This is a genomic window from Vibrio sp. QJM3NY_35, from assembly GCF_057785915.1.
Genome location: NZ_CM173508.1, coordinates 1551431 through 1576053 on the forward strand (window position 1 = coordinate 1551431; position 24623 = coordinate 1576053).

The 24623-nt window shown below is 43.4% G+C and carries 20 protein-coding genes; 10 read left to right on the forward strand and 10 right to left on the reverse strand.

The annotated features are described in order from the left end of the window. Positions 1-294: 294 nt before the first annotated feature. Both AC3CH3_RS22095 and AC3CH3_RS22100 read left to right on the forward strand, forming a co-directional pair. The gene (locus AC3CH3_RS22095; RefSeq protein WP_488538456.1) at positions 295-1077 is read left to right on the forward strand and encodes a hypothetical protein; all 783 of its coding nucleotides are present in this window, start codon (positions 295-297) and stop codon (positions 1075-1077) included. A 53-nt stretch (positions 1078-1130) separates the two neighbouring features. Beyond that, a complete protein-coding gene (locus tag AC3CH3_RS22100; protein ID WP_488538457.1) occupies positions 1131-1721 on the forward strand; it encodes a heme exporter protein CcmD in 591 nt (196 codons plus the stop codon). A 346-nt stretch (positions 1722-2067) separates the two neighbouring features. Here AC3CH3_RS22100 and gcvP read toward each other — a convergent pair whose 3' ends face one another. The 3 genes from gcvP to AC3CH3_RS22115 form a co-directional block, all read right to left on the reverse strand. Further along, positions 2068-4947, reverse strand: coding sequence for an aminomethyl-transferring glycine dehydrogenase (gene gcvP, locus AC3CH3_RS22105; RefSeq protein WP_488538458.1), 2880 nt, complete (start codon positions 4945-4947; stop codon positions 2068-2070). Between the two features lie 89 nt (positions 4948-5036). Continuing rightward, a complete protein-coding gene (gene gcvH, locus AC3CH3_RS22110) occupies positions 5037-5417 on the reverse strand; it encodes a glycine cleavage system protein GcvH (RefSeq protein ID WP_488538459.1) in 381 nt (126 codons plus the stop codon). A 51-nt stretch (positions 5418-5468) separates the two neighbouring features. Further along, positions 5469-6761, reverse strand: a complete 1293-nt coding sequence (locus AC3CH3_RS22115) for a serine hydroxymethyltransferase (protein ID WP_488538460.1) — start codon at positions 6759-6761, stop codon at positions 5469-5471. A gap of 441 nt (positions 6762-7202) precedes the next feature. Here AC3CH3_RS22115 and AC3CH3_RS22120 point away from each other — a divergent pair, with 441 nt between their 5' ends. The 3 genes from AC3CH3_RS22120 (at position 7203) to AC3CH3_RS22130 (ending at position 10730) form a co-directional block, all read left to right on the forward strand. Then, positions 7203-7826 carry a helix-turn-helix domain-containing protein gene (locus AC3CH3_RS22120; RefSeq protein ID WP_128165239.1) on the forward strand — a complete coding sequence of 208 codons (624 nt, stop codon included), beginning with the start codon at positions 7203-7205 and terminating at the stop codon, positions 7824-7826. A 447-nt stretch (positions 7827-8273) separates the two neighbouring features. Beyond that, positions 8274-9407, forward strand: a complete 1134-nt coding sequence (gcvT, locus tag AC3CH3_RS22125; RefSeq protein WP_488538461.1) for a glycine cleavage system aminomethyltransferase GcvT — start codon at positions 8274-8276, stop codon at positions 9405-9407. A gap of 264 nt (positions 9408-9671) precedes the next feature. Beyond that, positions 9672-10730, forward strand: coding sequence for a S1 family peptidase (locus AC3CH3_RS22130; RefSeq protein WP_488538462.1), 1059 nt, complete (start codon positions 9672-9674; stop codon positions 10728-10730). Between the two features lie 100 nt (positions 10731-10830). On the opposite strand, the gene AC3CH3_RS22135 is transcribed toward AC3CH3_RS22130, so the two are convergent. Next, positions 10831-11157: a hypothetical protein gene (locus tag AC3CH3_RS22135; RefSeq protein WP_488538463.1), complete on the reverse strand. Its 327-nt coding sequence runs from the start codon at positions 11155-11157 to the stop codon at positions 10831-10833. A gap of 201 nt (positions 11158-11358) precedes the next feature. On the opposite strand from AC3CH3_RS22135, the gene AC3CH3_RS22140 reads away from it, so the two are divergent. Then, positions 11359-11676: a helix-turn-helix transcriptional regulator gene (locus AC3CH3_RS22140; protein WP_488538464.1), complete on the forward strand. Its 318-nt coding sequence runs from the start codon at positions 11359-11361 to the stop codon at positions 11674-11676. A gap of 69 nt (positions 11677-11745) precedes the next feature. On the opposite strand, the gene arfB is transcribed toward AC3CH3_RS22140, so the two are convergent. Next, entirely contained in the window at positions 11746-12156 is a 411-nt protein-coding gene (gene arfB, locus AC3CH3_RS22145; protein ID WP_017630397.1) for an alternative ribosome rescue aminoacyl-tRNA hydrolase ArfB, read from the reverse strand. Between the two features lie 87 nt (positions 12157-12243). Here arfB and AC3CH3_RS22150 point away from each other — a divergent pair, with 87 nt between their 5' ends. Further along, a complete protein-coding gene (locus AC3CH3_RS22150) occupies positions 12244-12849 on the forward strand; it encodes a beta-phosphoglucomutase family hydrolase (protein ID WP_488539087.1) in 606 nt (201 codons plus the stop codon). Positions 12850-12912: 63 nt separating this feature from the next. Here the strand turns inward: AC3CH3_RS22150 and AC3CH3_RS22155 are convergent, their stop codons facing one another. The 4 genes from AC3CH3_RS22155 to AC3CH3_RS22170 form a co-directional block, all read right to left on the reverse strand. Next, a complete protein-coding gene (locus tag AC3CH3_RS22155) occupies positions 12913-14817 on the reverse strand; it encodes a sensor domain-containing diguanylate cyclase (protein ID WP_488538465.1) in 1905 nt (634 codons plus the stop codon). Positions 14818-15054: 237 nt separating this feature from the next. Then, positions 15055-16803: a formate--tetrahydrofolate ligase gene (locus tag AC3CH3_RS22160; RefSeq protein ID WP_488538466.1), complete on the reverse strand. Its 1749-nt coding sequence runs from the start codon at positions 16801-16803 to the stop codon at positions 15055-15057. Between the two features lie 295 nt (positions 16804-17098). Next, positions 17099-18403 carry an inosine/guanosine kinase gene (locus AC3CH3_RS22165; protein ID WP_017069885.1) on the reverse strand — a complete coding sequence of 435 codons (1305 nt, stop codon included), beginning with the start codon at positions 18401-18403 and terminating at the stop codon, positions 17099-17101. A gap of 129 nt (positions 18404-18532) precedes the next feature. Beyond that, positions 18533-19012 (reverse strand): CreA family protein, encoded by a 480-nt coding sequence (locus AC3CH3_RS22170; RefSeq protein WP_017064645.1) that lies wholly within the window; start codon positions 19010-19012, stop codon positions 18533-18535. A gap of 248 nt (positions 19013-19260) precedes the next feature. Here AC3CH3_RS22170 and AC3CH3_RS22175 point away from each other — a divergent pair, with 248 nt between their 5' ends. The 3 genes from AC3CH3_RS22175 to AC3CH3_RS22185 all read left to right on the forward strand — a co-directional run bounded on the left by AC3CH3_RS22175 (position 19261) and on the right by AC3CH3_RS22185 (position 22655). After that, a complete protein-coding gene (locus AC3CH3_RS22175; protein WP_488538467.1) occupies positions 19261-19755 on the forward strand; it encodes a hypothetical protein in 495 nt (164 codons plus the stop codon). Positions 19756-19815: 60 nt separating this feature from the next. Further along, a complete protein-coding gene (locus tag AC3CH3_RS22180; protein ID WP_488538468.1) occupies positions 19816-21624 on the forward strand; it encodes an HD domain-containing phosphohydrolase in 1809 nt (602 codons plus the stop codon). A 305-nt stretch (positions 21625-21929) separates the two neighbouring features. After that, positions 21930-22655: an HAD-IA family hydrolase gene (locus AC3CH3_RS22185; RefSeq protein ID WP_029405446.1), complete on the forward strand. Its 726-nt coding sequence runs from the start codon at positions 21930-21932 to the stop codon at positions 22653-22655. A gap of 407 nt (positions 22656-23062) precedes the next feature. Here the strand turns inward: AC3CH3_RS22185 and AC3CH3_RS22190 are convergent, their stop codons facing one another. Further along, on the reverse strand, positions 23063-24487 hold the full coding sequence (locus AC3CH3_RS22190) for a methyl-accepting chemotaxis protein (protein WP_488538469.1): 1425 nt from the start codon (positions 24485-24487) through the stop codon (positions 23063-23065). Between the last annotated feature and the right edge of the window lie 136 nt (positions 24488-24623).

The following is a 24623-nucleotide window of genomic DNA, read 5'->3' on the forward strand; positions in this document are numbered from 1 at the left end:
CGGGCGACAATATAAACACCTTACCGTATAGGGTCAAGCATTGGATTTATCGAGTTTAACTTACTATGAGATAGGGATAGGTTCTGATGATTAATACAAAGTTATAAAGCTCATAAGCTTATGATCTAACTGGGATTACATTGGTTAGGTAATTTCTATATTTGCTACGCTTATCACTAAGACCACGGTATAGGTGGTTGTTATGAAAAGGGAGGGGCTAGTACAATTGGTAGCATAACAGATTAGGCTCCTTTTCTGCCTAATAGCTCCTAGTGACTTTGGATAACGGTTTACATGTATAACTTTCACAAAAATGAATGCCTTCAAAGGGCAATGATTTTAGTCGAAAAAGCTGATGATGCATCACTTCGATATGCATGTCTTGAATTAAGGCAGTGTATTGAGTCGATCGCTTATGACAAGCTAAAAATGTATAAGAAATTTGTTCCGGAGAGTGAATTTTCACGCTGGCAGCCAAAACGTGTATTCGACTTTTTGGAAGAAATCGAACCAAAATCGGTAAAGGATTACACGTTCCACATTTTCGAGCAGAAGTCAGACAGTAGTCTTGGAGAAACTGTTTTTTCAGGTAACCATAGAACACTTACTTCCAAACATTTAAAGAAAACATACAATAAGCTAGGCAGTTATCTACATACCCCTACGCTATTGCAGCAGACTGATTTCAATAAGAAAAGTGCCAGGTTGGCTTCTGATTTATCAGAAATAATAGAAGACTTAACTCCTATTGTTGAATCGAGTTTTGATACCAACATTGGCCAGGTCGTTAACTTTAAATGTGAGTCATGCGGTGATGCTATTTATCATAGAACACATAATTTAGAAGTTGGAAAGCATGTTCGATGCCTGAGTTCTGTATGTGGGATGTTGTATGTAGTAACTGAGGTTCAAGGAACTCAGATCAGATTTGAGCCACTTCAAGTTAAGGTTCCGTGCGATTGCGGACACACTACATTTATTAATTACTTAAAGTTGAAAGATCCTTCTCATATAAATTGTCTCTGTGGGAAAATATACGATATTAAACAGCAGTGGGTCTATGGAGAACGGACATAGAAAGCCTCAAGAATGATTTTGGAACACGTGTGATTTGGAGGAGAATCAAAGACATGAGTGATGTTTTTAAATATGTGGTATTTGGTCTTTATGCAATTGTATTAATCGTGTTCTTTGGATTGATAATTTGGAGCGTAAGAAAACAAGAAGAAAATAGAAAGCGTCTGCAAGCAGATTTGAAGTCTAAATTAGAAAGTGGTTTTAATTTAACATCCCAGGATATTGTGTTGATCGGAAGAGCGCATAATTTATCACCGTCGAATTCGAGGCTTGCTCTTTACCGTGTTTACAAAGACATCTCTGATAGCGGTAGCTTCGAAAAGCTAAAGAAATTAGTCAGTGAGATACACAAGGAAGAACCTTTTGACACTATGCCCGATGAAGTCAAACCGTCACTGTCTAGAATTTTGGAATTAACATCGAACACTACTTCTGAAACGGATAAGCATCTTTTAACACCAGTCACTAACCTTTTAACAAAGTATCAAGAGCTTTTAGAGGAACAGAGAAAAACTAAGAAGCAGGCAACCATCGCGTATTTAATTACAATTGTAAGTTTTGTTATCGGTGCGGTAAGTTTGTATTACGCTATTACTGCACCTACAGCTGCTGATATTGCTACGCAGCTTAGTCATATGCCTTAATAATTGTATATAACAGGTTTACAACGCCACATTATATTTTTTGTGTAACTAGAAAGGTTCGTAGTTGTGAGTTTTGTGAGGCTTAATACAACCTCTTACTGCCACAAAGCCAGCATAACCAATCCCAAGCGTGACTTTTAGAAGCAAGCCAAGAGGGGCTCCACCTTTTGGCGCTTTATTGCAACATCCCATAATTGTGTCCTCATTCATCATTGGATTCCTTTCACCTTAAACCTTTCCCTTACGGTAAGGTCAATGCATTTGTTAGCCTTAGATTTCAGAAAACAAAAAGGCGAACCGTTTGGTTCGCCTTTTGTTATGTTTCGCTGCTTAGTGCCGCTACGAATTAGTCTTCGTAGTTATCGATGCTTGGGCAAGAACAGATTAGGTTACGGTCGCCGTATACGTTGTCTACACGGTTAACTGTTGGCCAGTACTTCGAGTTCTTGGTTGCTTTCGATGGGAAGCAAGCCAGTTCGCGAGAGTAAGGGCGATCCCATTCTGCGCCTGATAGGTCAACTTGTGTGTGCGGTGCGTTCACTAGAGGGTTGTTGTCTAGTGGCCATTCACCCGCTTTCACTGCTGCCATTTCGTGACGGATTGCGATCATCGCTTCACAGAAACGGTCTAGCTCTTCTAAATCTTCAGACTCAGTTGGCTCAACCATTAGTGTGCCAGCTACTGGGAAAGACATAGTAGGCGCGTGGAAACCGAAGTCCATTAGACGCTTAGCAATATCTTCTTCGCTGATGCCTGTGTCCTCTTTAAGTGGACGAATATCGATAATACATTCGTGCGCTACGCGGCCGTTAGTGCCACGGTAAAGAACAGGGTAGTGAGGACGTAGTTTTTCCATCACGTAGTTCGCGTTCAGGATCGCAACTTTAGTCGCGTCTGTTAGGCCAGGTTCGCCCATCATTGCGATGTAAGCCCAAGAGATAGGTAGGATTGAAGCACTACCTAAATCTGCTGCTGATACCGCGTAGTCAGAACCTTGTACACCGTTTTCGATATGACCTGGTAGGAAAGGTGCTAGGTGCGATTTAACGCCGATAGGACCCATACCCGGACCGCCACCACCGTGTGGGATACAGAATGTTTTGTGTAGGTTCAAGTGAGATACGTCTGAACCGATGAAGCCAGGTGAAGTTAGACCTACTTGAGCGTTCATGTTCGCGCCGTCTAGGTAAACCTGACCGCCCGCTGCGTGTACTTGTTCACACACTTCTTTCACTTGCTCTTCGTATACGCCGTGCGTAGAAGGGTAAGTGATCATGATGCTTGATAGGTTTTCTTTGTGCTTCTCGATTTTCGCTGCTAGGTCTGTCATGTCGATGTTGCCATCTTCATCACACTTAACAACCACTACCTTCATTGAAACCATAGATGCCGTTGCAGGGTTAGTACCGTGCGCAGAGCTTGGAATCAAACAAACGTTACGGTGACCTTCACCGCGGCTTGCGTGGTAACGTTGAATTGCGATTAGACCTGCGTATTCGCCAGATGCACCAGAGTTAGGCTGTAGTGAGAAATCGTCGTAACCAGTGATTTCACATAGCTTCTCTTTAAGATCTTTCGCTAGCGCTGTGTAACCAGCTGCTTGCTCTAGAGGTGCGAATGGGTGAATTGAACCAAACTCAGGCCATGTTACTGGAATCATCTCAGCAGCAGCGTTCAGCTTCATCGTACAGCTTCCCAGAGGGATCATGCCGTGCGTTAGTGAGAAGTCTTTGTTCTCAAGCTGTTTTAGGTAACGCATCATTTGCGTTTCGCTGTGGTGCGTATTGAATACTGGGTGAGTTAGGAACTCTGATTCACGACGGCAGTTTTCTGGAATTGCTGCAAACTCGTTTGATGCAATGTCAGAAGAGAGTGCTTGAACGTCTTCTTTCACGTCGAAGATTGCGAACAGGGCATTCACGTCGTCGATTGTGGTTGTTTCATCTAAGCTGATACCGATTTTGCCAACAAGTCGACGAAGGTTGATGTCTGCTGCTTGCGCTTTCGCGTACAGTGCATCTGTCTTGTCTTCTGTGTTCAGCGTAATAGTATCAAAGAAGCTGTTGTTCGTTAGCTCGTAACCCGCTTTAGTCAGGCCTGCCGCTAGGATAGCTGTCATGTGGTGTGTACGACGAGCAATAGTACGTAGGCCTTCTGCACCGTGGTAAACCGCGTAGAAAGACGCCATGTTTGCTAGAAGTGCTTGAGCTGTACAGATGTTCGATGTCGCTTTCTCGCGGCGGATGTGTTGCTCACGAGTTTGCATTGCCATACGTAGCGCTTGGTTACCGTGAGTATCGATAGATACACCGATTACACGACCTGGCATTGTACGCTTATGCTTTTCACGAGTACCCATGAATGCAGCGTGTGGACCACCGTAACCCATAGGAACGCCGAAACGTTGCGCTGAACCGATTACTACGTCTGCGCCCATTTCGCCCGCAGGCTTAAGTAGAGCAGAAGCAAGTAGGTCAGTTGCAACTGTAACCAGTGTTTTGTTAGCTTGAGCTTTCGCAATGATGTCTGTTAGGTCACGAACTTCACCCGTAGTACTAGGGTATTGAAGAAGCGCACCAAATACGTCTTGCTCTGGCAGTGTTTCAAGAGCGCCAACCATTACTTCAAAACCGATGTACTCAGCACGAGTTTTAACAACTTCTAGTGTTTGAGGGTGAACATCGTCAGCAACGAAGAATACTTTGCTCTTGCTTTTACCAGCACGTTTACACAGTGTCATCGCTTCGCCAGCCGCTGTCGCTTCATCAAGAAGGGATGCGTTCGCGATTTCCATACCTGTTAGATCCATTACCATTTGTTGGTAATTGAGTAGAGCTTCAAGACGACCTTGAGAAATCTCTGGTTGGTATGGTGTGTAAGCTGTGTACCAGCCTGGGTTCTCTAAAACGTTACGTAGAATAACGTTTGGAGTGAATGTGTTGTAGTAGCCTTGGCCAATGAAAGTACGTTTCACTTGGTTTAGGTTAGCGATCTCTTTAAGAGAGGTCAGCATGTCCATTTCGCTCAGTGGCGCGGCAAGTGTCATTGGTTTTTCAAGACGGATTTGTGCAGGAACCGTTTCGTCGATCAGTGCGTCTAAGCTAGTCGCGTTGATCGCTTCAAGCATTTTTTGCTGGTCTGCTTTATTAGGGCCGTTATGACGAGCAACAAACTCGTTTTGAGTACCCAAGTCTTTCAGTAATTGGCTTTGAAGTAATTCAGTCATGATATGTTCTACTTTCTCTCTGGAGCCGTGAGCTAGCCCCTAAAATTAAGCTGCTCACAAGAGCAGCTTTATCGTAATGAGGTTACCTATTAATCTTCTTCGATAGAGCTTAGGTATTCTTCCGCATCTTTAAGGTTGTTTAGTTCAGACGCATCAGACATATTCACTTTAACAATCCAGCCACCTTCATAAGATTCTTCGTTAATTAACTCAGGGCTATCTTCTAATTCTTCGTTGATTTCTACGATTTCGCCAGAGATTGGTGCGTAGATATCAGAAGCTGCTTTCACTGATTCAACGAGAGAGAAGCTTTCACCAGCTTCTATTTCGTCTCCAGTGTCAGGCAGGTCAACAAACACAACGTCACCTAGCATTTCTTGAGCGTGCTCAGAAATACCGATAGTCACAGTACCGTCACCGTTGTCTTTTACCCACTCGTGGCTGTCTGCAAACTTTAGTGTATTGTCCATTGCTTATTCTCCAAAAATTTATGAGGTTTTAATTTAAATCTTAAAAACGGTTTAACGGTAAAGAGGGAAGCGTTTGCAAAGCTCTTTAACTTGCTTGCGAACACGTTGCTCAACTTCAGCATTGCCTTCAGGGCTTTCAACTAAGCCATCAAGTACATCGCCGATCCATTCACCGATAAGTTTGAATTCTTCAGTGCCAAAACCACGACTGGTTCCAGCTGGCGTACCTAAACGAATGCCAGAAGTAATCATAGGCTTCTCTGTATCGAATGGTATGCCATTTTTGTTACATGTGATCCCTGCACGCTCTAATGCTTCTTCCGTTACGTTACCTTTCAAGCCCTTAGGACGAAGGTCAACCAGCATTAGGTGCGTGTCTGTTCCGCCAGTCACAATGTCACAACCGCGAGTTTGCAACACTTCAGCAAGAACTTTTGCGTTGTCGATCACTGAATCAATATAAGTATTAAATTCTGGGCCAAGTGCTTCGCCAAACGCCACTGCTTTAGCTGCGATAACGTGCATTAGTGGGCCGCCTTGAAGGCCAGGGAACACGGCAGAGTTGATCTTTTTGTTGATGTCTTCGTGGTTAGTAAGAATCATGCCGCCGCGTGGGCCACGAAGTGTTTTGTGCGTTGTTGTAGTCACAACGTGTGCGTGTGGTAGTGGGCTAGGATGAGCACCTGTCGCAATAAGACCTGCGATGTGTGCCATATCGACCATTAGGATTGCGCCAACTTCGTCAGCGATTTCGCGGAACTTAGCGAAATCAATAACGCGTGGGATAGCACTACCACCAGCAATAATCATTTTAGGTTGGCTTTCGATTGCTAAAGCGCGAACCGTTTCGTAATCGATTTCAAGAGTGTCGCGGTCTACGCCGTATTGAACTGCGTTGAACCATTTACCAGACATTGCAGGACGTGCACCGTGTGTAAGGTGGCCACCAGCGTCAAGAGACATACCTAGGATAGTGTCGCCAGGTTGAAGTAGGGCAAGTTTAACTGCGCCGTTCGCTTGAGCACCTGAGTGAGGCTGTACGTTTACGTATTCGCATTTGAACAGCTGTTTAGCGCGTTCAATTGCGATAGCTTCAACAGTATCTACGTGCTCACAACCACCGTAGTAACGACGGCCTGGGTAGCCTTCTGCGTATTTGTTGGTTAGGCAAGTGCCTTGAGCTTGCATTACTGCTTTAGAAACGATGTTCTCAGAAGCAATAAGTTCGATTTGTTCGTTTTGACGAGTGTTCTCTGCTTGGATTCCAGCAAATACTGCGTCGTCAGTCGCAGATAGGTTCGTAGAGAAAAAACTGTCTAAGCTATGGTTTTGGTAAGCGTTCATTGTCGAGACCTTTCATTAAGCTAATGGTGATTGTTTTTATAGTCCATTAGGTCTTACGTTGATTTCTGCATCGGTATCGTTTGCGCTATATAGGTATAGATAAACGTGAATTGCGTTATAAATATACTCTTACAGCATCTAAGCGATCGTTGTAGGGGCAATGCAGCACGAATTGTTTCCCAAAAAGTTCGGGTAAAAAACAGCTCTTACAAATGTTAAATCTATCATTTGCTGCAAGCTGAAGTAGCATCTCTTCATCTAACAAGTCGATAACATAGCTCCGATAAAATCAATTTTCAACAAAAATTTCCAATAGGAAACAACTTTTCTTGTTTTGCTACAGGGAGCACGCTTTATTTCTCTGTGTGCTCTTTAATCAACAAAGCGCTTCATGCAACAATGAAATGAATAGACAGGAAGCAAGAAATGAATGAGGGACCTATGTCAGAAGACATTTATGATGAGTACCCATCTTTAACGTTGGCGAAGGAAACGTTAGACCAGAATATCGAACCACTTAAGCTTGGCCAGCGTATTAAAGATATCCGCGGCAAGCTTGGGATCACGCTAGAAGAAGCAAGCCAAAGAACTGGCTTGGCGCGTTCTACACTCAGCAAAATCGAGAACGAACAGATCTCACCAACGTTTCAAGCAATGCAAAAACTGGCGATGGGTTTGCAAATAGACATGCCGCAACTCTTTGAGCCACCGAGAAAAAAAGTGGCAACAGGACGTCGTGACTTAACTAAAGCAGGCCAGGGTAAACCTCACCCAACTCCGACTTACGAGCATGAACTGCTGGCGACAGAACTTTCGAATAAGAAGATGATGCCGTTCAAGAGCCGAGTGAGAGCACGCACCTTTGAAGAGTATAACGATTGGGTTCGCCACGATGGAGAGGAGTTCTTGATGGTGATCTCTGGTGATGTGATGTTCTACTCAGAATTCTATGAGCCGGTACCCATGAGCGAAGGTGATAGCATGTATTACGACGCCAACATGGGACATATGTTGATTTCTACTAGTACAGAAGATGCACTGATTTTGTGGGTGACTGCAAAATAAGTTAACAAAGTTAGAATTTCTTATAATGAATGCAAACGTTTGCTTTTGTTTCTAACGTTTGCCAAAAGACGCGATATTGGTGTGAAAAGCATCAATATCGCGTTTTTGTATGCGACTGAAAATTGTTTTTAAATTGTTAAATGTCACATTTTGAGCTGTTTTAATCTTGTTAAGGGTGTAAAACTGACTCAGGCTTGTTTACTATAGTGAACACGGTTTACTCATGTTGATTGAAGTTTACTGAAGTGAATTCTTAGAAAGTGAGTCGTATAGCTTTTATACAGAAGCCTCTTTTTATATCGCTAGTAATAAAAGCCTATATAGAAGACATCACTTTTTACTATCTACTGTTTCTAACGTTAACCCATATCGTTAGAGGCGACTCTAAATAGAGATATAAGCGGCAGATTCGATTTGGAAAGCCTGCAACGCTTCATGGAGAATAAAATGACTCAAGAACACGCTAATCAAGACCTACTAAAAACACCTCTGCATGCGCTTCACGTTGAAGTCGGTGCAAAAATGGTTCCTTTTGCTGGCTACGACATGCCAGTTCAGTATCCACTAGGTGTAAAGAAAGAGCACTTACACACTCGTGACGCTGCCGGTCTTTTTGATGTTTCTCACATGGGGCAACTGCGTCTACACGGTGAAAACGCAGCCGCTGTTTTAGAATCTCTGGTTCCAGTAGATATTATCGACCTGCCTTCTGGTAAGCAGCGCTACGCGTTCTTTACTAATGAACAGGGCGGCATCATGGATGATCTTATGGTTGCTAACCTTGGCGATCACCTATTTGTTGTTGTGAACGCGGCGTGTAAAACACAAGATATCGACCACCTAACGGCTCACCTTCCTGCAGACGTAGAAATGGAAGTGATTGATGATCGTGCTCTATTAGCACTTCAAGGCCCTAAAGCGTCTGAAGTTCTTGCTCGTTTCCAACCAAGCGTTGCCGACATGCTGTTCATGGATGTTCAAAAAGTCGATATCGATGGCGTAGAGTGCATCGTAAGCCGCAGTGGTTATACCGGTGAAGATGGCTACGAAATCTCAGTACCGAACGATCACGCTGAAGCACTTGCTCGTAAACTAACATCAGAAGCAGAAGTAGAGTGGATTGGCCTGGGTGCTCGTGACTCACTTCGTCTTGAGTGTGGTTTGTGTCTATACGGTCACGACCTAGATACAACAACAACGCCAGTAGAAGCTAGCCTTCTATGGGGTATTCAGAAAGTGCGTCGTACTGACGGTGAACGTGCAGGCGGTTTCCCTGGTGCTGATATCATCCTTGGGCAAATCGCAACGAAAGACGTTCAACGTAAGCGCGTTGGTCTAGTGGGCCAAACTAAAGCACCAGTACGTGAAGGTGCTGAGTTGTTCGATGCTGAAGACAACAAGATTGGCGTAGTAACAAGTGGTACAGCAGGCCCTAACGCTGGCAAGCCTGTTTCTATGGCGTACGTTCGTACAGACCTAGCAGTAATTGGCACTGAAGTCTTCGCTGACGTTCGTGGCAAGAAACTACCAATGACAGTAGAAAAAATGCCTTTCGTGCCTCAACGTTACTTCCGTGGCTAATCTCTTTTAAGAGAAACCACTAAGTTAAATGAAAGCCTATTGTTTACCTCTTTATATTAAGATGTTTGACGGTAGGCTTTTTTGTATTTGGTAACGTACATAACTTTGAGTATTGGCTAAAGACACGTCGTCTGAAATTTCGTTTATAAAATGAGAGATGTGGCCATATCGTTACAAATACTTACTATACTCAGGGTTATGCCGTGTTATGGTGGCCACATATCATTTTTATAAATAAGTCGTAGTGGTTACAAGGAGTTAACTATGAATGTGAACTATACAGTGAGTCCGGTTCGTAAAGCCGTTTTAGTGCTATTAGCACCGTTGATTTATACATCTAGTGTATTGGCAACGGAAAACACGGCCGAGAGTGCTCCTGATGTGGGTGTCACACCTTATATCGTGAATGGTAGTAACGCTTCAGTGACTGAATTTCCTTCAATGGCGAGCTTGTTCATTGATCGTATTGATTATGATGGTGTTTACTCTACAGGCCCTTACTGTGGTGCGACTATTTTAGATAATTACCATATCTTGACAGCGGCACACTGTATTTACGGCAATGAAGAAGGGCAGTTATTTACGGTTGTCGTTCCTCAAATTGAAGATACTTCTCAGTTTCCTAATGGGAACATTCAAAAAGCGCGAGTCTCAGAAGTTTACTATCGCAGTGATTATTCAAATGCGTTGAGTGATCTATTACGCAATGATGTTGCTATTCTTAAGTTAGAAAGCGCACTTAATATCGATTCAGTTAACGATGTGGTTAAGCGCCCTTCCGATGAGAGTTACCGTGTTGGTGTTAATGACTTTGTTGCTGTTGGGCATGGTGATACACGATCAGGCTTTGACGGGACAACTTTGTTGCAGAAGGCTGACTTGAATTACGTAGACAACGCTACTTGTGCTTCAGCCTTTATTGATGGTTCAGCGTTAACTGATAATCAAATCTGTTTTGTTGGTGACAGGGCTACTTCTGGTTTGTACGGTGGTACGTGTCAAGGCGATTCAGGCGGCCCAGTGTATTGGAAAGATGGTGCTGATTACAGACAAGTTGGTATTACCAGCTTTGGACCAGATACTTGTGGTGGAAGTTCAACCGTAACGTCTGTATTTACGGAAATCCAAGACTATGAAGCTTGGATTGACAGTGTTATTGCTGGTACTGAAACCGCTAAGTTTGTTTCTACTGATGCTAAGCGAACAGCTTATGTGAATGCACGTACATCGACTGGCTCTGGTAGCAGTGGTGGTAGTGTTTCATTTGGTTTTTTAGGCATGCTGATGTTGTTCGCGGGTCTTAGAAAAGCCGTGTTACGTTAGAACTTCAATGTTTTGAACAAGTCGACGCTGTATCTAACGATAGCGTCGACTTTTTTAGGTCTGCAGGTTTAGCTGTTTAGTCATTTACCCGCTTAGTTGCTTAGTTAGTCAGTTCTACAAACGTTTTTCGGCTGTATCTTTCTAGAATCACATCCATCTCTTTTACTGCGTCGTTGATGTTTTGAATACCGCTTTGTGCGACACCTTTTTCATTTTGGTTCAGAGCAGAAAAGGCCTGCTTCAATTCTTTCTCTTCCAACATACTTCCGTGCAACAGCACTTCTTTGTAAGTCAGCAGCCTATGCTGCACTGCAATAATTTCTGAGCGGGTATTGTCCGTTTCTAATGCGTGCTTAATGCAAGGAAATGCCAATTTATAACGATTCGCAATTTCCAATATGACGTCTTTATTATTCGCAATTTGCAATTTTTCTAATTTCCCAACACTTGAATACTCAAGTTACCTAGCCTGTACGTTCACAACTGATATCAGTGTGAAGGTTTATGAAACGTAACGGTTTTTATCAAGCGAATAATATGCCTTTGATAGCTTATGTAAACCATCACAAGTCAATATGGTCTGCTTCTTGCTGAATTTAGGACATAACTGTCTTTTGAGGATGATCTTATGTCACAAGAACCCATAATCATGGCGCTGATTGAGCGTAGGAAACAAGCCAACTTGTCTCAAGAAAAGTTAGCTTCGAGTGCAGGAATGAGCTTAAAAACCTATCAAAGGATTGAACGCGGCGAGGCGGACATCAAGATGTCTCAGTATCGTTCAATCACCAGAACCTTAAAAGTGACGGATTTGGATGTGGTGCTTGATATTGTTGGTGCATCACAAGCGACAGCGGAAGATGTAGCGGCGGTCAGTCGTCTGCTGACCAGCGAAGAGCGCCTGTTGTTGATCAAGCTGATTTTGTCGGTCAAAAAACAGAAGTAGTCTGTTTCTGATAACAGAGTTAGAACGGTTGTTTCATGGGTGATGCGCTCACTGGGGGACATGAAACAATCAGTTCACTCTTCCACGTAGCTGTTTGGTGGTACTTCTTTGTTTTTTACTTTCTAAACGTCTTTTCTGAGAACCACGCGTTGGCTTTGTTGCTCTTCTTACTTTTTGAACCTTTGTCGCTTCCAAGATCAATTCTTTCAAACGCACTAAAGCATCATCTCGGTTTTGTTCCTGAGTTCTATATTGTTGCGCTTTAATGATAATCACACCGTCTTTAGTGATGCGGCTATCTTTGTGTGCGAGGAGTTTTTCTTTATAGAAATCAGGTAGGGTGGAGTGCTTGATATCAAAACGTAAATGTATCGCGCTCGATACTTTATTGACGTTTTGACCGCCTGCTCCTTGTGCTCTGATCGCAGTTAACTGAAGTTCCCAGTCCTGAATCGAAACAGAGTTAGATATTTGTAACATAAACATCCATTTTGAACGGTAATATGGGGTCATGATACTGAATATTGGTTATGGTATCAGTAACTTTCTTAAAGAGTGGTAGTAGTGATGAAAATAGATTTAACGGCGTATGAAGGATTAATCTTTGATATGGACGGTACGTTGATCGATACAATGCCTGCTCATGTGAAAGCATGGCAGCAGACAGCAGAAGAGTTTGGTTTTCATTTTGAAGCGTCTTGGTTACACAGTTTAGGTGGAATGCCGAGTTATAAGATAGTGGGTGAAGTGAACAGCAAGTACGGTTTGTCGCTCGACCCACAAGCGGTTTCTACGTTTAAAATGGCGTCGTTTGCGGCTATCGAAGACAAAGGAGACGTTATCCCTTGTACTCACTCTCTGTTGTTAGAGCATCTGGGTAATAAGAAGATTGCAGTCGGAACGGGCAGTCAACGTAAAAGTGCCGAACAGTTACTGGATAAGACAGAGATCTTGAGTAAGCTCGATATTCTCGTGACAGCAACAGACGTTAAGAATCACAAACCAAATCCGGATACTTTCTTAGATGCGTGTTTTGGTATGGGTTTGCAGCCAAAGCAGTGTGTTGTGTTTGAAGATACGAACCTAGGTAAGCAGGCTGCTCATGCTGCGAACATGGATTGTATTCTAGTGGTAGAGGGGAACAAACTAGAGTTCTATCCTGCACCAAGCTGATTGCAAGGATTGGGTTGTTAAACCGCCAAACTAATAGCCTAGCGGAACAATACTGATTTTCTGTTAGGCGATTTCGCTCATTTCGCTGTCTAGGAACAGGCACACACTGTTTCGACCTGCTGCTTTGGCTTCATAAAGTGCTAAATCGGCGCACTTGTAGTTAAGAGCAGGGTCGTTGGTCAGGTTGGTAATTCCACCACTGACCGTCACCACGTTATCGAGCTCAATACTGACTGCGATTCTCAATCTGTTAAGTACATACTCAGCTTCTTCTGTTGTGGTATGAGGCAGAATAACGCCAAACTCTTCGCCACCAATCCGAGCCACAAAATCAGTTTCACGGCATTCTCGTTGTAATACCTGAGCAACGGTTTGAATGACGCGATCACCATAATCATGCCCAAACCTGTCGTTGATACGTTTGAAGTAGTCAATATCCAAAATGGCTAAACAAGATTGTTCGCGAGTAGGGTAACGATTAACGCGAGTGCATTCATCTCGAAGCTCAAGGTCAAATTTACGCCTGTTCCAACATCCAGCTAATGCATCTTTTTCGCTCAGGTTTCTCAGTTTGTTTTCTAGCTCTTTGTGCTTACTGATATCCACAAATGAAGCGACATAAAACTGAATCACGTCTTTCGAGTCTTTAATGGTTTGGATTCGCAATATTTCCGTGATCAAAGACCCGTCTTTACGACGATTAACCACTTCGCCTTCCCACATGCCTTTCTCTTTGATGATGCTCCACATCTTGATGTAGAACTCTTCGTTGTAGCGACCAGAGGCAAACATGGACGGTTGGCGGCCTTTTACGTCTTCTAACTCGTAGCCACTCACACGGGTGAACTCTTGGTTTACTTTGATGATTCGGTTGTTTCTGTCGGTAATCACCAAGGCAGACATGCCATTCATTGCGGCCTTAGCAAGTTGGCTCTCGATACTGTTCTTCTTGTGGTTGCTGTTCCACAATACGAAGCCAGCGGAGATCATCGAAATCAAGAAAGACAAGGTGATGATCTGAACGACGATCGCTTGTTTTTCTTGTCGGTATTGACTGCTGAACTGCTGATTTTCAATGTGAAGAACCATGTAAATAGGGCCTTCAAACTGTTTGATTTTAGGGCTGATGTCGGAATGAAAATACCAGTTCTCACCATCGAAATAGCTCGAAGATGTCTTGTCTTGAATCGCAGTCCAAAGCTCAGGGTATAACTTTGCGTAAGTCTGCTCTGAACGTGATTCAATTACATGTCCGAAAGATTCCGTAGGATCCGGCCCCATGATGATGTGTCCGGTTTTGTTGAGAATAATAGGAACAGCAGAAGATGCACCAATTTGATAGTGAAGGCGCTTATAAATCTCAAGCATGTTCAGGTTTGCGATGAAGTAACCAATAATGCGTTTGTTTTCAGCGACTGGCGTCATAATGCGTAGCGCTGGAATCAAAGGGCGAACGATCTCTCCGTTTTCGACTTCAAGATTAATACCGCGAGAGCTAATCTCACCAATCTTTAATTGCTGTAGTACCTCATAGTAATCACGCGAAGAGTTGTTCTGCAGTTCACTATCTGGAACCACGATTGCTTGATTGTCTTTATAATTAACGCGAAACACTTCGTTGCCAGCTAGATCGAGGTAACGAAGCTGGGAATAGTATTTTTGGCCACGAGCTAACATCACCCAAAGATCTTGCAGGGTTTCTTTATGGATAATAGAAGGTTCTCGAATCGCTCGGAGTAGTGTTTGAGAGTCGGCGATTGAAGGAACAGAGTTAGAGATTTGCTCAACAATAACAGCGAGTTCATGAAAGCTGTATTCGATTTGATTTTGGCTAGACTGCTTAATATTTAGAGTGTGCTGAGCATCAATTCTGTCAAGTTCAGAATTGATGTAGAGGGCAGGGACTAGTCCTAGGGCAAAGATGGTACATAGAAATTGGCTGACTAGTTTTTTTATACTTGTATTCATCACTGTCCTCAAAGAATCAGCGCAATACTATATATTTTATAGGGTTTTTAATGTGATCTTGACCCAGAAGTTAAGACAAGATTCGCATATAACTACGATTTAACTGCAACTTTTTGCACTTAAGCTTGATTGTTGAGCAACCACTTAGTTAGTAAATGATTGCTCAGTATAGAACACTGCTCCGAAACCTAAGCCAAATTAATCGCGATTAATTGCCATCAATCTAGCTAAGAGCATCTAGCTTAGGCCTACGATATTTCCATTACTATCAATATCTAACGACATGAACGCCGGTTTGTCAGGTAAGCCTGGCATGGTCATCACATTGCCGCATAAAGCGTAAATAAAACCCGCACCTGCACACAATTTTAGTTCTCTAACGGGCACCTCAAATTGGGTTGGTGCACCTTTTACGTGTGCTTCTGTCGAGATCGATAATGGTGTTTTTGCTAAACAAACCGATAGGTCGTTATAGCCATGCAGTTTGAATTCGGCCAGTTGTTTTTTAGCCAGTGGAGATAGAGTAATACTTGCTGCGCCATAGCCAACTTCAGCGACTGCCATCAGCTTTTCTTCTAGGCTTTGCTCTGAGTGATACAAAGGCTTAAATCCACTCTGTTTTTGGCAAGCTTTTACCACGGCGTGAGCCAGTTGAGTTGCCCCTTCGCCACCTTGACCAAATGCTTCGCTTACTTCAACGCTAACGCCTTGATCGAAGTCGGTGATCATCTGTTTCAAAGCATCGAGCTCTTGAACTGAGTCTTGTGGGAATCGGTTAATCGCAACAACTGTAGGCACTGTGTATTGCTTAACGTTGTTGATGTGCCATTTTAGGTTCTCAAAGCCTGCAATTAGCGCGTCTTGGTCATCATTAAAGATTGAATCTGGTAATGGAGTGCCCGGTCTCAAATCGTATAAACCAGAGTTAGCCTTTAATCCACGTAAGGTTGCGACAACCACAGCGCAATCGGGCTTCTTGTTCGACGCTTTCGCTTTTATGTTGCACGCTTTCTCAAAGCCCATGTCTGAGCCGAAACCACTTTCAGTTACCACAAAGTCACTCAGCTTTAACGCTATTTTATCGGCAATAATTGAAGAGTTACCATGTGCGATGTTCGCGAAAGGCCCGGCGTGAATTAGGGTAGGAACGCCTTCAAGGGTTTGCATCAATGTTGGTTCAATAGAATCCTTCATGGTCACGGTCATTGCGCCTGCAACGTTGAAGTCATCTGCGGTTAGCGGCAAGCCTTGTTTGTTGTAAGCAAGTACCACTCGTCCGATGCGCTTTCTCAAATCTTGAAGGTCATTGGCTAGAGCAAGAATGGCCATTAGTTCAGAAGCGGCTGAGATATCAAATCCATCTTCTCGCTCAAAGCCGTTAATTGTTTTGTCTGCTTCGTTCTTGCCAACCGTGATCATGCGTAATGCGCGATCATTATGGTCAAGTACACGTCGCCAAACGATTCTACTTGGGTCGATATTCAGTGCTTTTAAGCCTGAGCGCGTTTCAAAGGCGTCTAACCCTTCACGCTGTTCATGATACAAACGTGCATCAATGGCGGCGGAGGCGAGGTTGTGAGCGGCCGTAACAGCATGAATATCGCCCGTGAGATGCAGGTTTAATTGTTCCATAGGGGCAACTTGAGAGTGACCACCGCCCGCTGCGCCGCCTTTTACACCAAATACCGGGCCCATTGAAGGCTGACGAATGCAGGCCATTGCAGATTGGTTAATCTTTGCGAGGCCTTGTGCTAATCCGATAGTAGTGACGGTTTTGCCTTCACCAAGAGGTGTCGGTGTGATCGCCGTGACTACGACTAACTTACCATCTTGTTGGTTGGCGAGGCGTTCAAGTGATGTGAGAGACACTTTAGATTTGAATTGCCCTAATGGCTGATGTTCGTTGTGGTGCAGGCCAGCTTGCTTGGCAACCTCACTGATGTTTTTAAGGGGAGTAGAGCGACAAATATCAATATCAGACAGCATATTTGATCCTTATATCAGAACCGAAAGGTGGTACGTAAACGTTTGCGTGGCGATGGTACTGTATAAATTTGCCAAGTAAAGGCAAACCACACGAATTATGTGCTGGAAGATAACAGATCTAAAGAGTCATTGCGCGAGATCAAATCTTAAACGAGCAAAATATTCGATATGATTACCTTCAGCTACCGTTATATTGGTGTTGAATACAAAAAGGGCTGCATATAGGCAGCCCTTCAAGGAATGGGTAATCTCACTTGGCGTTAACCTTTAAGAGGTAACTGCCTAATATGGTATATTAACGATCCCAGTATGTTTCTTCTAAGCTATCTTCGCGCTCAGGTAATGCACGAGAAAGGCGAGGAGAGTGCTGAGTCAACACTTCGTAGCTTACACGGTTTGCGTACTTACAAATTTGAGACAGTGAAGAGTAAGTTAGACAAGTGTGCTCGTGTTTCTCTGAGTTTGGTACATTCACGTGGTGGTAGCTGTTTGCTGCCATGTCGTGAAGTAGTGCTGAAAGTGCACCATCGCCAGCGCCATTGGTATTCTTAATCTCAAGTGGGCCACCTAGGTAAGGGCCAATGTGAGAGTACACTTTTACTGGGTCTTTACAGTCTTGCTTACGCATCGCACGGCTGAATTCGTATTTATTGAACTCAGGGATGTTACCCGGTAACAATGGCAGTGTGGTTTCGCGTTTCGCTGGTTCGTCAGTGTAACCTGCCATGTATAGACCAATAGGACCTGCAGTACATAGAACTAGGTCAACCCACTCAAGTGCCTTGTTAGCAGCCAATAGAGGATCTTTTTCGCCCGTTAGCGCTTCACCTTCGTCTTCGTTCATCGCGACGATGGTTACGTTTTCTTTCAGGTATTCTTGCCACCATTCAGCGTTGCCTTCGATCACATACTTAGTACCAAGTGTTAGTACAACAGGCACATTGTGCGCTTTCGCGTATTCAATCGCTTTTTGTACCGCTTTTGGCATCGGATCTTCAGGTTTGCCACGCATTAGGTATGACGACACAACCAATGCAGACGCTTTCTCGAACACTTTTTCAGGAATGCTTTCTGGAAGAAGTTGGTTCATGTGGCCTTCGTTGATTGCAAACGTACGTTCGCCATCTTCAGAAATCAGCGTGTAACAACGCCCAATTGGACCATCAACAGTTTGTAGGTGGTTTAGATTCATACGAGAAGAAGTGCGGCAAAGGTAACGATAACCAAAAGAGCCAACTTCAATCTTTTTAGACATCACACCAAGCAGGACAGATTTGCTGTCTGCCAGTACGGAATAGTTGTGCAGTGTGTTGCCGATAGTATCGCCAGGATATTGATGCGTGATCAAACCGCGCTCAACTAACTCTTCATACAGCGCATCTGCTTTACTTTCTTCCAATACCAGTGAGTGACCTTTACTCAGCTCGTATTTTTCTAGGAACTCGTTGTCAACACGGGCTTCGATATCAACAATCGTTTGGCCAACACCGACAATCGTTGCGCGGTGAAGCTTAGGCGTCTGTTGAATTTGGTTGACCAACGGATCACGTGCGTGAGTTGGAAAGTAGTGCTTAGATTTACGCTGTCCAGGAAACTTCATATGAAAAATACAGTGAAAAAATTTTGCCGCATGATATCACATTTTGTTTCTGTTTCTTTCATTTTTATTACATTTTGAATCACCTGCACAATGTCTGTACAGGTGATTCAACTAACTATATGTTTGAAACTACTCGGTTGGCTGCACTAACGTCGCTGGATCAACGTAAGCCTCTGTACCCCATAGTGGAACAGTTGAAAGGCTGTGTTTGAAGCTACCTTCTGTTTCTTTGGTGGTGTAAGACAAGTAAAGCAGCGACTGATTCTCTGCATCGTAGATACGACGAACCTTCATTGTTTTAAAGAAGATACTTTTCGATTGCTTGAATACCACTTCGCCAGACTTACTCTTGTCTATTTGAGCAATCATTTCTGGTGTAATTTCACCTGTTTGACGACAAGAGATAGAGCTATCACTTGGATCAGAAAGGCTAAGGTTTGCTTCGATTGATGCGATATGACAGGTAACACCCGCGATCTTATCGTCATCTAATGAAGACATCTTGATATCCTTCATTGTGAAGAAACCCAGTGAGACGTCGCCAACCTCGTTGTCCGAACAGCCAGCTAACATTGTCACGATACCTGCTGCTATTAAGGCTTTTTTCATAAGAAGTCCTTTTTATTTATATAGTTCTGTTTACTATAAGGATATTGAAAGCTTGGATACGAGTGTAGAGCTTTTCGTTAAGTTCTTAAAGGATGTTGTTGGATAATGAAAAATATGAAGCATTTAAAGTACTTGTTGGCCTTGGTCATGCTCTGTATGCTCTCTGCTTGTAGCTCGGCACCTCAGCCGACCGTATGTCTTCCAAATAACTGCGATATTTGGGGATACTAACCGTAGGTACTAAAAGAATGAATAACGAAATACCTGAAATTGCACACAAGAAAAACCAATGGCTATTTAGTCAGCTCGATATTGCTTACCCCGCAAAAGAGAGCCTCCTTGGCCGTGAACTTTATCAAAGCAAACTTCCATCCAAGACATACCAACTCCTAGCACAAGATCAAACTCCTTCCCAAATTGATGAACTGCATAAAGTCGATTTCCATAAATTGACCGTGCTATTTTCACTCAACCAAGCAAGCGTTTACCAAGATGAAATCGAAAGGGCACACATGCTTGAGTTCTTGAGCCAAATTATGCTTTCTGACGATCATGTATTATATATTGGTACTCAAAACGGTGAAGTTGTGGCGAGCGCTATCGTCACAGAAGCGGATGGTTCCCTATTGATCTCGGATGTCGTTGCTGGAAATGGTCAAAGTATCAACAACTTTGCTAAGCAGTTACACGATTTTTGGGCACAAGATCATGCTTCTTGCGATAAAGTATGGATCGAGAACTAAAGATTCTTTGACAAAGCGTTAATCTAAGTACAATACCCCGTCTTATTTAAAGGGTATTGTATGTGCAAGCTATTGATATCAATCGCTGTATTGTGTGTTAGCGCTTATTCTTCACTCAGCTTTGCTAACGACTGGGATATAAAACGCATCCTAGTTTTACACTCATACGAACCTTCTTATCAATGGACTGCTGACTTCCAGAAAGGGATAGACAGTGCGTTCAGCCAGTCTCAAACCGAAGTTAAACTCTCAATAGAGTATTTGGATTCTAAGCGTGTTCACAGCCCAGAGTATTACGACTCTCTCGCGAACTACTTACGTGCGAAATATGCAGGTTATAAGTTTGATGGCGTAATTGCGACGGACGATAACGCGGCCAATTTTCTTGAATCTCTGCCTAATTTGATTGATCGCTCAACACCTGTCGTTGCTGCTGGCATCAATGATTTCAGTACCGACATGTATGCGGTGTCTGATAGAGCGACGGTGCTTTATGAGAACGATCAGATAGACGTCAATATTAAGCTGATCTCTAAACTAAGACCTAATCTAAAGAACCTCTATTTCATCAATGATTACAGTGTCACTTCTGAACTAATCCGTAAAGATATAAGCCATATTATGGCAGACTTTCCATCGATTAATTTGGTAGAAATACGCGATTTGTCGCTCAAGCAAACAAGTGAGTTCTTGAAAGGGGTCTCTGTTGACGATGCGGTCTTACTGAGCCACTACAATACTGAGTTAGATCAAGGTGTATATCATACCTATCAAGAGGTCGCGGAAACCTTATCTGCATCGAGCGCCGCACCAGTGTTTGCGTTATGGCAGTTTAATATAGTCGGTGATGTACTCGGAGGCTATGTAAACCACTCGCGAAGTATGGGCGAAGAGGCCGTTAGTGCATTGGATAAGTATGTGCCTCTTAATTTTTCTACACCTTTAGTTCCCGGTGACAACAAGCGTTTTGTTTTCAATTATCCGGCGCTTAAAAAGTTTGGTATTGGTGATAATGTACTGCCGACAGGATCTGTGATTGTTAACGAGCCTTCCTCCTTTTTACAAAAGAACTTTCAATTGTTGTTGGGCTTAATCATGGTCATTACAGGGCTGAGCGTGATTATCGTGATGCAATTTATTACCCTGCGCCAAAAGAAAGAGTTGGCAAAAAAGAACAAGCGAATCCTTGCTCTACAGAAACAAACTTTGAATGTTCAAAAGGACATGATTCATGTGTTGGGTGAAGCCATTGAAACTCGCTCTGGCGAGACGGGTAATCACGTTAAGCGTGTAGCTAAGTTATCCGCATTGCTTGCCAAGTATCGTGGCTTGAGCCATCGCGAGGTCGAGATGATTGAGATCATAAGCCCGATGCATGATGTAGGTAAGATTTCGGTTCCGGAATCTATCTTGGATAAACCAGGTAAATTGACAGACCAAGAGTGGGATGTAATGAAACTTCACACCACTGCGGGCTACAATTTACTGAAGAGCGGAGCGGGTGATATTACCAACCTCGCAGCAATCATTGCTAACGAACATCATGAGCGTTGGGATGGCACTGGATACCCTAATGGTAAGGTAGGTGAACAAATTCATTTGTTTGCTCGCATTACTGCGGTAGCCGATGTATTTGACGCATTGCTTAGTGCCCGCTGCTACAAAGAGCCATGGCCATTAGAGATGGTCGTCGATTTGTTCGATAGAGAGTGTGGCTATCAATTTGACCCTAAACTAACCAAACTGCTACTGAAACACTTGCCCGAGTTTGTCGCCATCCGAGATTCGTATCCCGATACTGGAACTGTAGAATATGCGTCTGTACCTTCGATTGAAGCTAAGTTCTTAGAAGAGTCGGTTGTTAGCTAACTGTCGTTCTATCTGAGTAGCCTATACGTCTTGGTTTCTTTATCTATCCACCACGATCCGGCTAGGAAGTGGTGATTTATATTTGTCGCTGAAATAGAGACACTTATGTCAAATTCGCAGCATTTGATTTCGTAGAATCTGGGTTAATTTGATGAAAACTGTTGCTTATGCCGGGCGATAAAGTGATCAACTCCATATTTCGCGAAGAGAAATAAGCCTGTATCTGCAAACTGTTACCTCAATCATCTCGCCCATTGAAAGAACACTATAGGATAAAACTTGGATTCAATCTGAGTGAGATACCTATGCGGTTAGAACAGACTAAATGTGTGATTTTCGATTGTGACGGAACACTTATAGATAGTGAAAAGCTGTGCTGTCAAGCTTTGGTGAACGTTTTCACTGGCTTTGGGGCAGAGCTAAACGTCAACGACTGTTACGCGCACTTTCAAGGCGGGAAGTTAGCCGACATCTTAATGGATACACAAGAACGTCTTGGGCTATCTATCTCAATTGATACACTTGAACCGTTATATCGCACTGAATTAGAAGCACTGTTCCAGCGTCATTTAAAGCCGATGGATGGCGCTATCGAACTTATTGAATTCCTCAAACGACAAGACATCGAGTTTTGTATTGCTTCCAATGCACCGAAATCTAGAGTTGAGTCTTCATTGGCGATGACTGGCATGCTCGACGACTTCAAAGGTAAAGTGTTTTCAGCTTTTGATGCCAACAGCTGGAAGCCAGAACCTGACCTGATTATGTATACAGCCATGAATATGGGCTTTTTACCCAATGAGTGTATCTATGTGGACGATACTTTAAAAGGAATTGAAGCGGGTGTTCGTGCGGGTATCCAATCGTTTCGACTGCGCCCGAGTATTGATGAAGCAATCGTAGATCCCGAAGCCGACTCAGCAGAACTCGCGGCTCAGGATATCTACAGTTTAGAAGAAATTTCAGTTTGGATTAATGGCAAGCACTGCTCAAATTGTGGTATATCGAATTCTGCAGCTTTGGTGGGGTAGAGCTTAATTGAAGGCTGACTACCTTACTAAATTGTTTGGTATGGAAACCGCAAGATGCACAAGTAAACTTCTCTCCACTTTCTGAAAGCAGATACTCGTCGTGTTGGCACAAAGGGCATGTAATCTCGTCGGTGTTTGGTGTTTCTGTTTTATTCATTATGTGTCACCTGCAGCAAGAGGGTAAGCGAAAAAAGACCCGTTCAATTAGATTACTCCTAAGCTCGAATATTAGACAGTTCTGACACTTCTTAATCTCGCCTTTGCGACTTGCTTCATGGTAATTGATAATGTCATCGTTATTAACCATGGTTCTTGTAATGTTATTAAACAAAAGCCAAAAAGAAAGGACCCATTACGAGTCCTCATTAGTTTGTTTTCAATTGACGCCGCTAGTCGCCAGTTGAGTCTTAAGTGCGGTAGCGTGCCAACGTCTGAGACAGAGAAACCGACGCTTCTGTTAGCCTAGATACACCATTTGAAGAGTTTTGAGCCACTTCTTTAATCACATCGGATTGACTGCGAATATCGTTAAGTTCTGCTGCAATGGTATTGGCTACGTTGCTTTGCTCGTCTGCCGATGTTGCGATTTGGATACTCATATCCATCAGTGCTTGAGCTGAATCTGCAATAGAGTTTACGTCGTGACCAATATTTGAAATCAGCTGGCTACTGGTTTGCGCTTGATCAACCGTTTGTTCGGTGATCTTCGCGATATTTTGGCTCTCTTGTTGTAAGCGCTCAATCATCGCTTGGATTTCAACAGTAGCCGACTGAGTGCGGCTTGCCAGTGTTCTAACTTCATCAGCAACAACTGCGAAACCTCGGCCTTGTTCGCCTGCACGAGCCGCTTCAATCGCGGCATTCAGAGCAAGTAAGTTAGTTTGCTCTGAAATAGCGTTAATCGTCGTGATGACTTCGTTAATTTGGCTCGTATTCACATTCAAGCTAGTAACAGAAGATGAGGTTTGCTCAATCAAAGAAGAAAGGGTGGTGATCTCTGAGATTGCTTGTTGGACCTTCGCATGGCTATCGTTGATTTGTTGAGCATCTTGCTCTGTTTGTTCTGTCGAACGTGCGGAGATGTTAGAGACTTCATTGGCTGACGCTGTCATCTGATCCATTGCTGTCGCTACAGAGTCAAGAGACGCATTCTGGCTCATGATTTGTGTTTCGCTGCGCTTCATCTCTGTTTCGAAAGAAGCCGATGTTTCGCTTAGCGTTGCTGCACTGTGGTTTACGTTGTTGACTAACTCACTAAGCGTGTCCATTGAACGGTCAAGCGCACAACCAATCGTGCCGAATTCATCACGGCCAGGGTGGAAGCCAAGGCGTGATGTTAAGTCACCATCACCAATCTTTTGAGTCGTTGAATAAAGAACCCAAAGTGCGCCGCCTAGGAAAGTCGCTACCCAGTAACAGAAAAGACCAAAAGGCACACACCACAAGAAGCTAAGTAATAAAGTGTACAGTGCTTGCTGCTTTTGATTCTGTATATCGTTAGTTGAAACGGTAAGTGAGTAGTAGTTGCCATCCTGTGCGAGTGCTGTGGCAGTCACAGAACCATTATTTGAAATAGTGGTTTGTTGAGCGCGAGTTTGCTGGCTAACAGAGCGAACAGATGCAGGGGAATCTGATGCTGATAAAATGCCTTGCAGTTGATACTCGACCTGCTGTTTTGCAGTTACGTCAATGTGTTCCATTTTGTTGACGTAGTTCAGTCCAGCTAGGCTTGCCAGAGCGGCAAAAAAGATTAAGAAAATGACCCAAAACTTGTCGTTGATCGACATCTTGATAAACAGTTTGTCTATCGTTCGAAATTGTACTTCTTTCATAAAAACTCCACGGTAAATCCTTTACCGTGGACTCTAAATAACCGACCTCAATAAAAATGTGATACCAATCGACTAATTGTGAAAATTAATGATACCAACATATCGTTTATGAGATCTCAATCAAGCATTTATACTG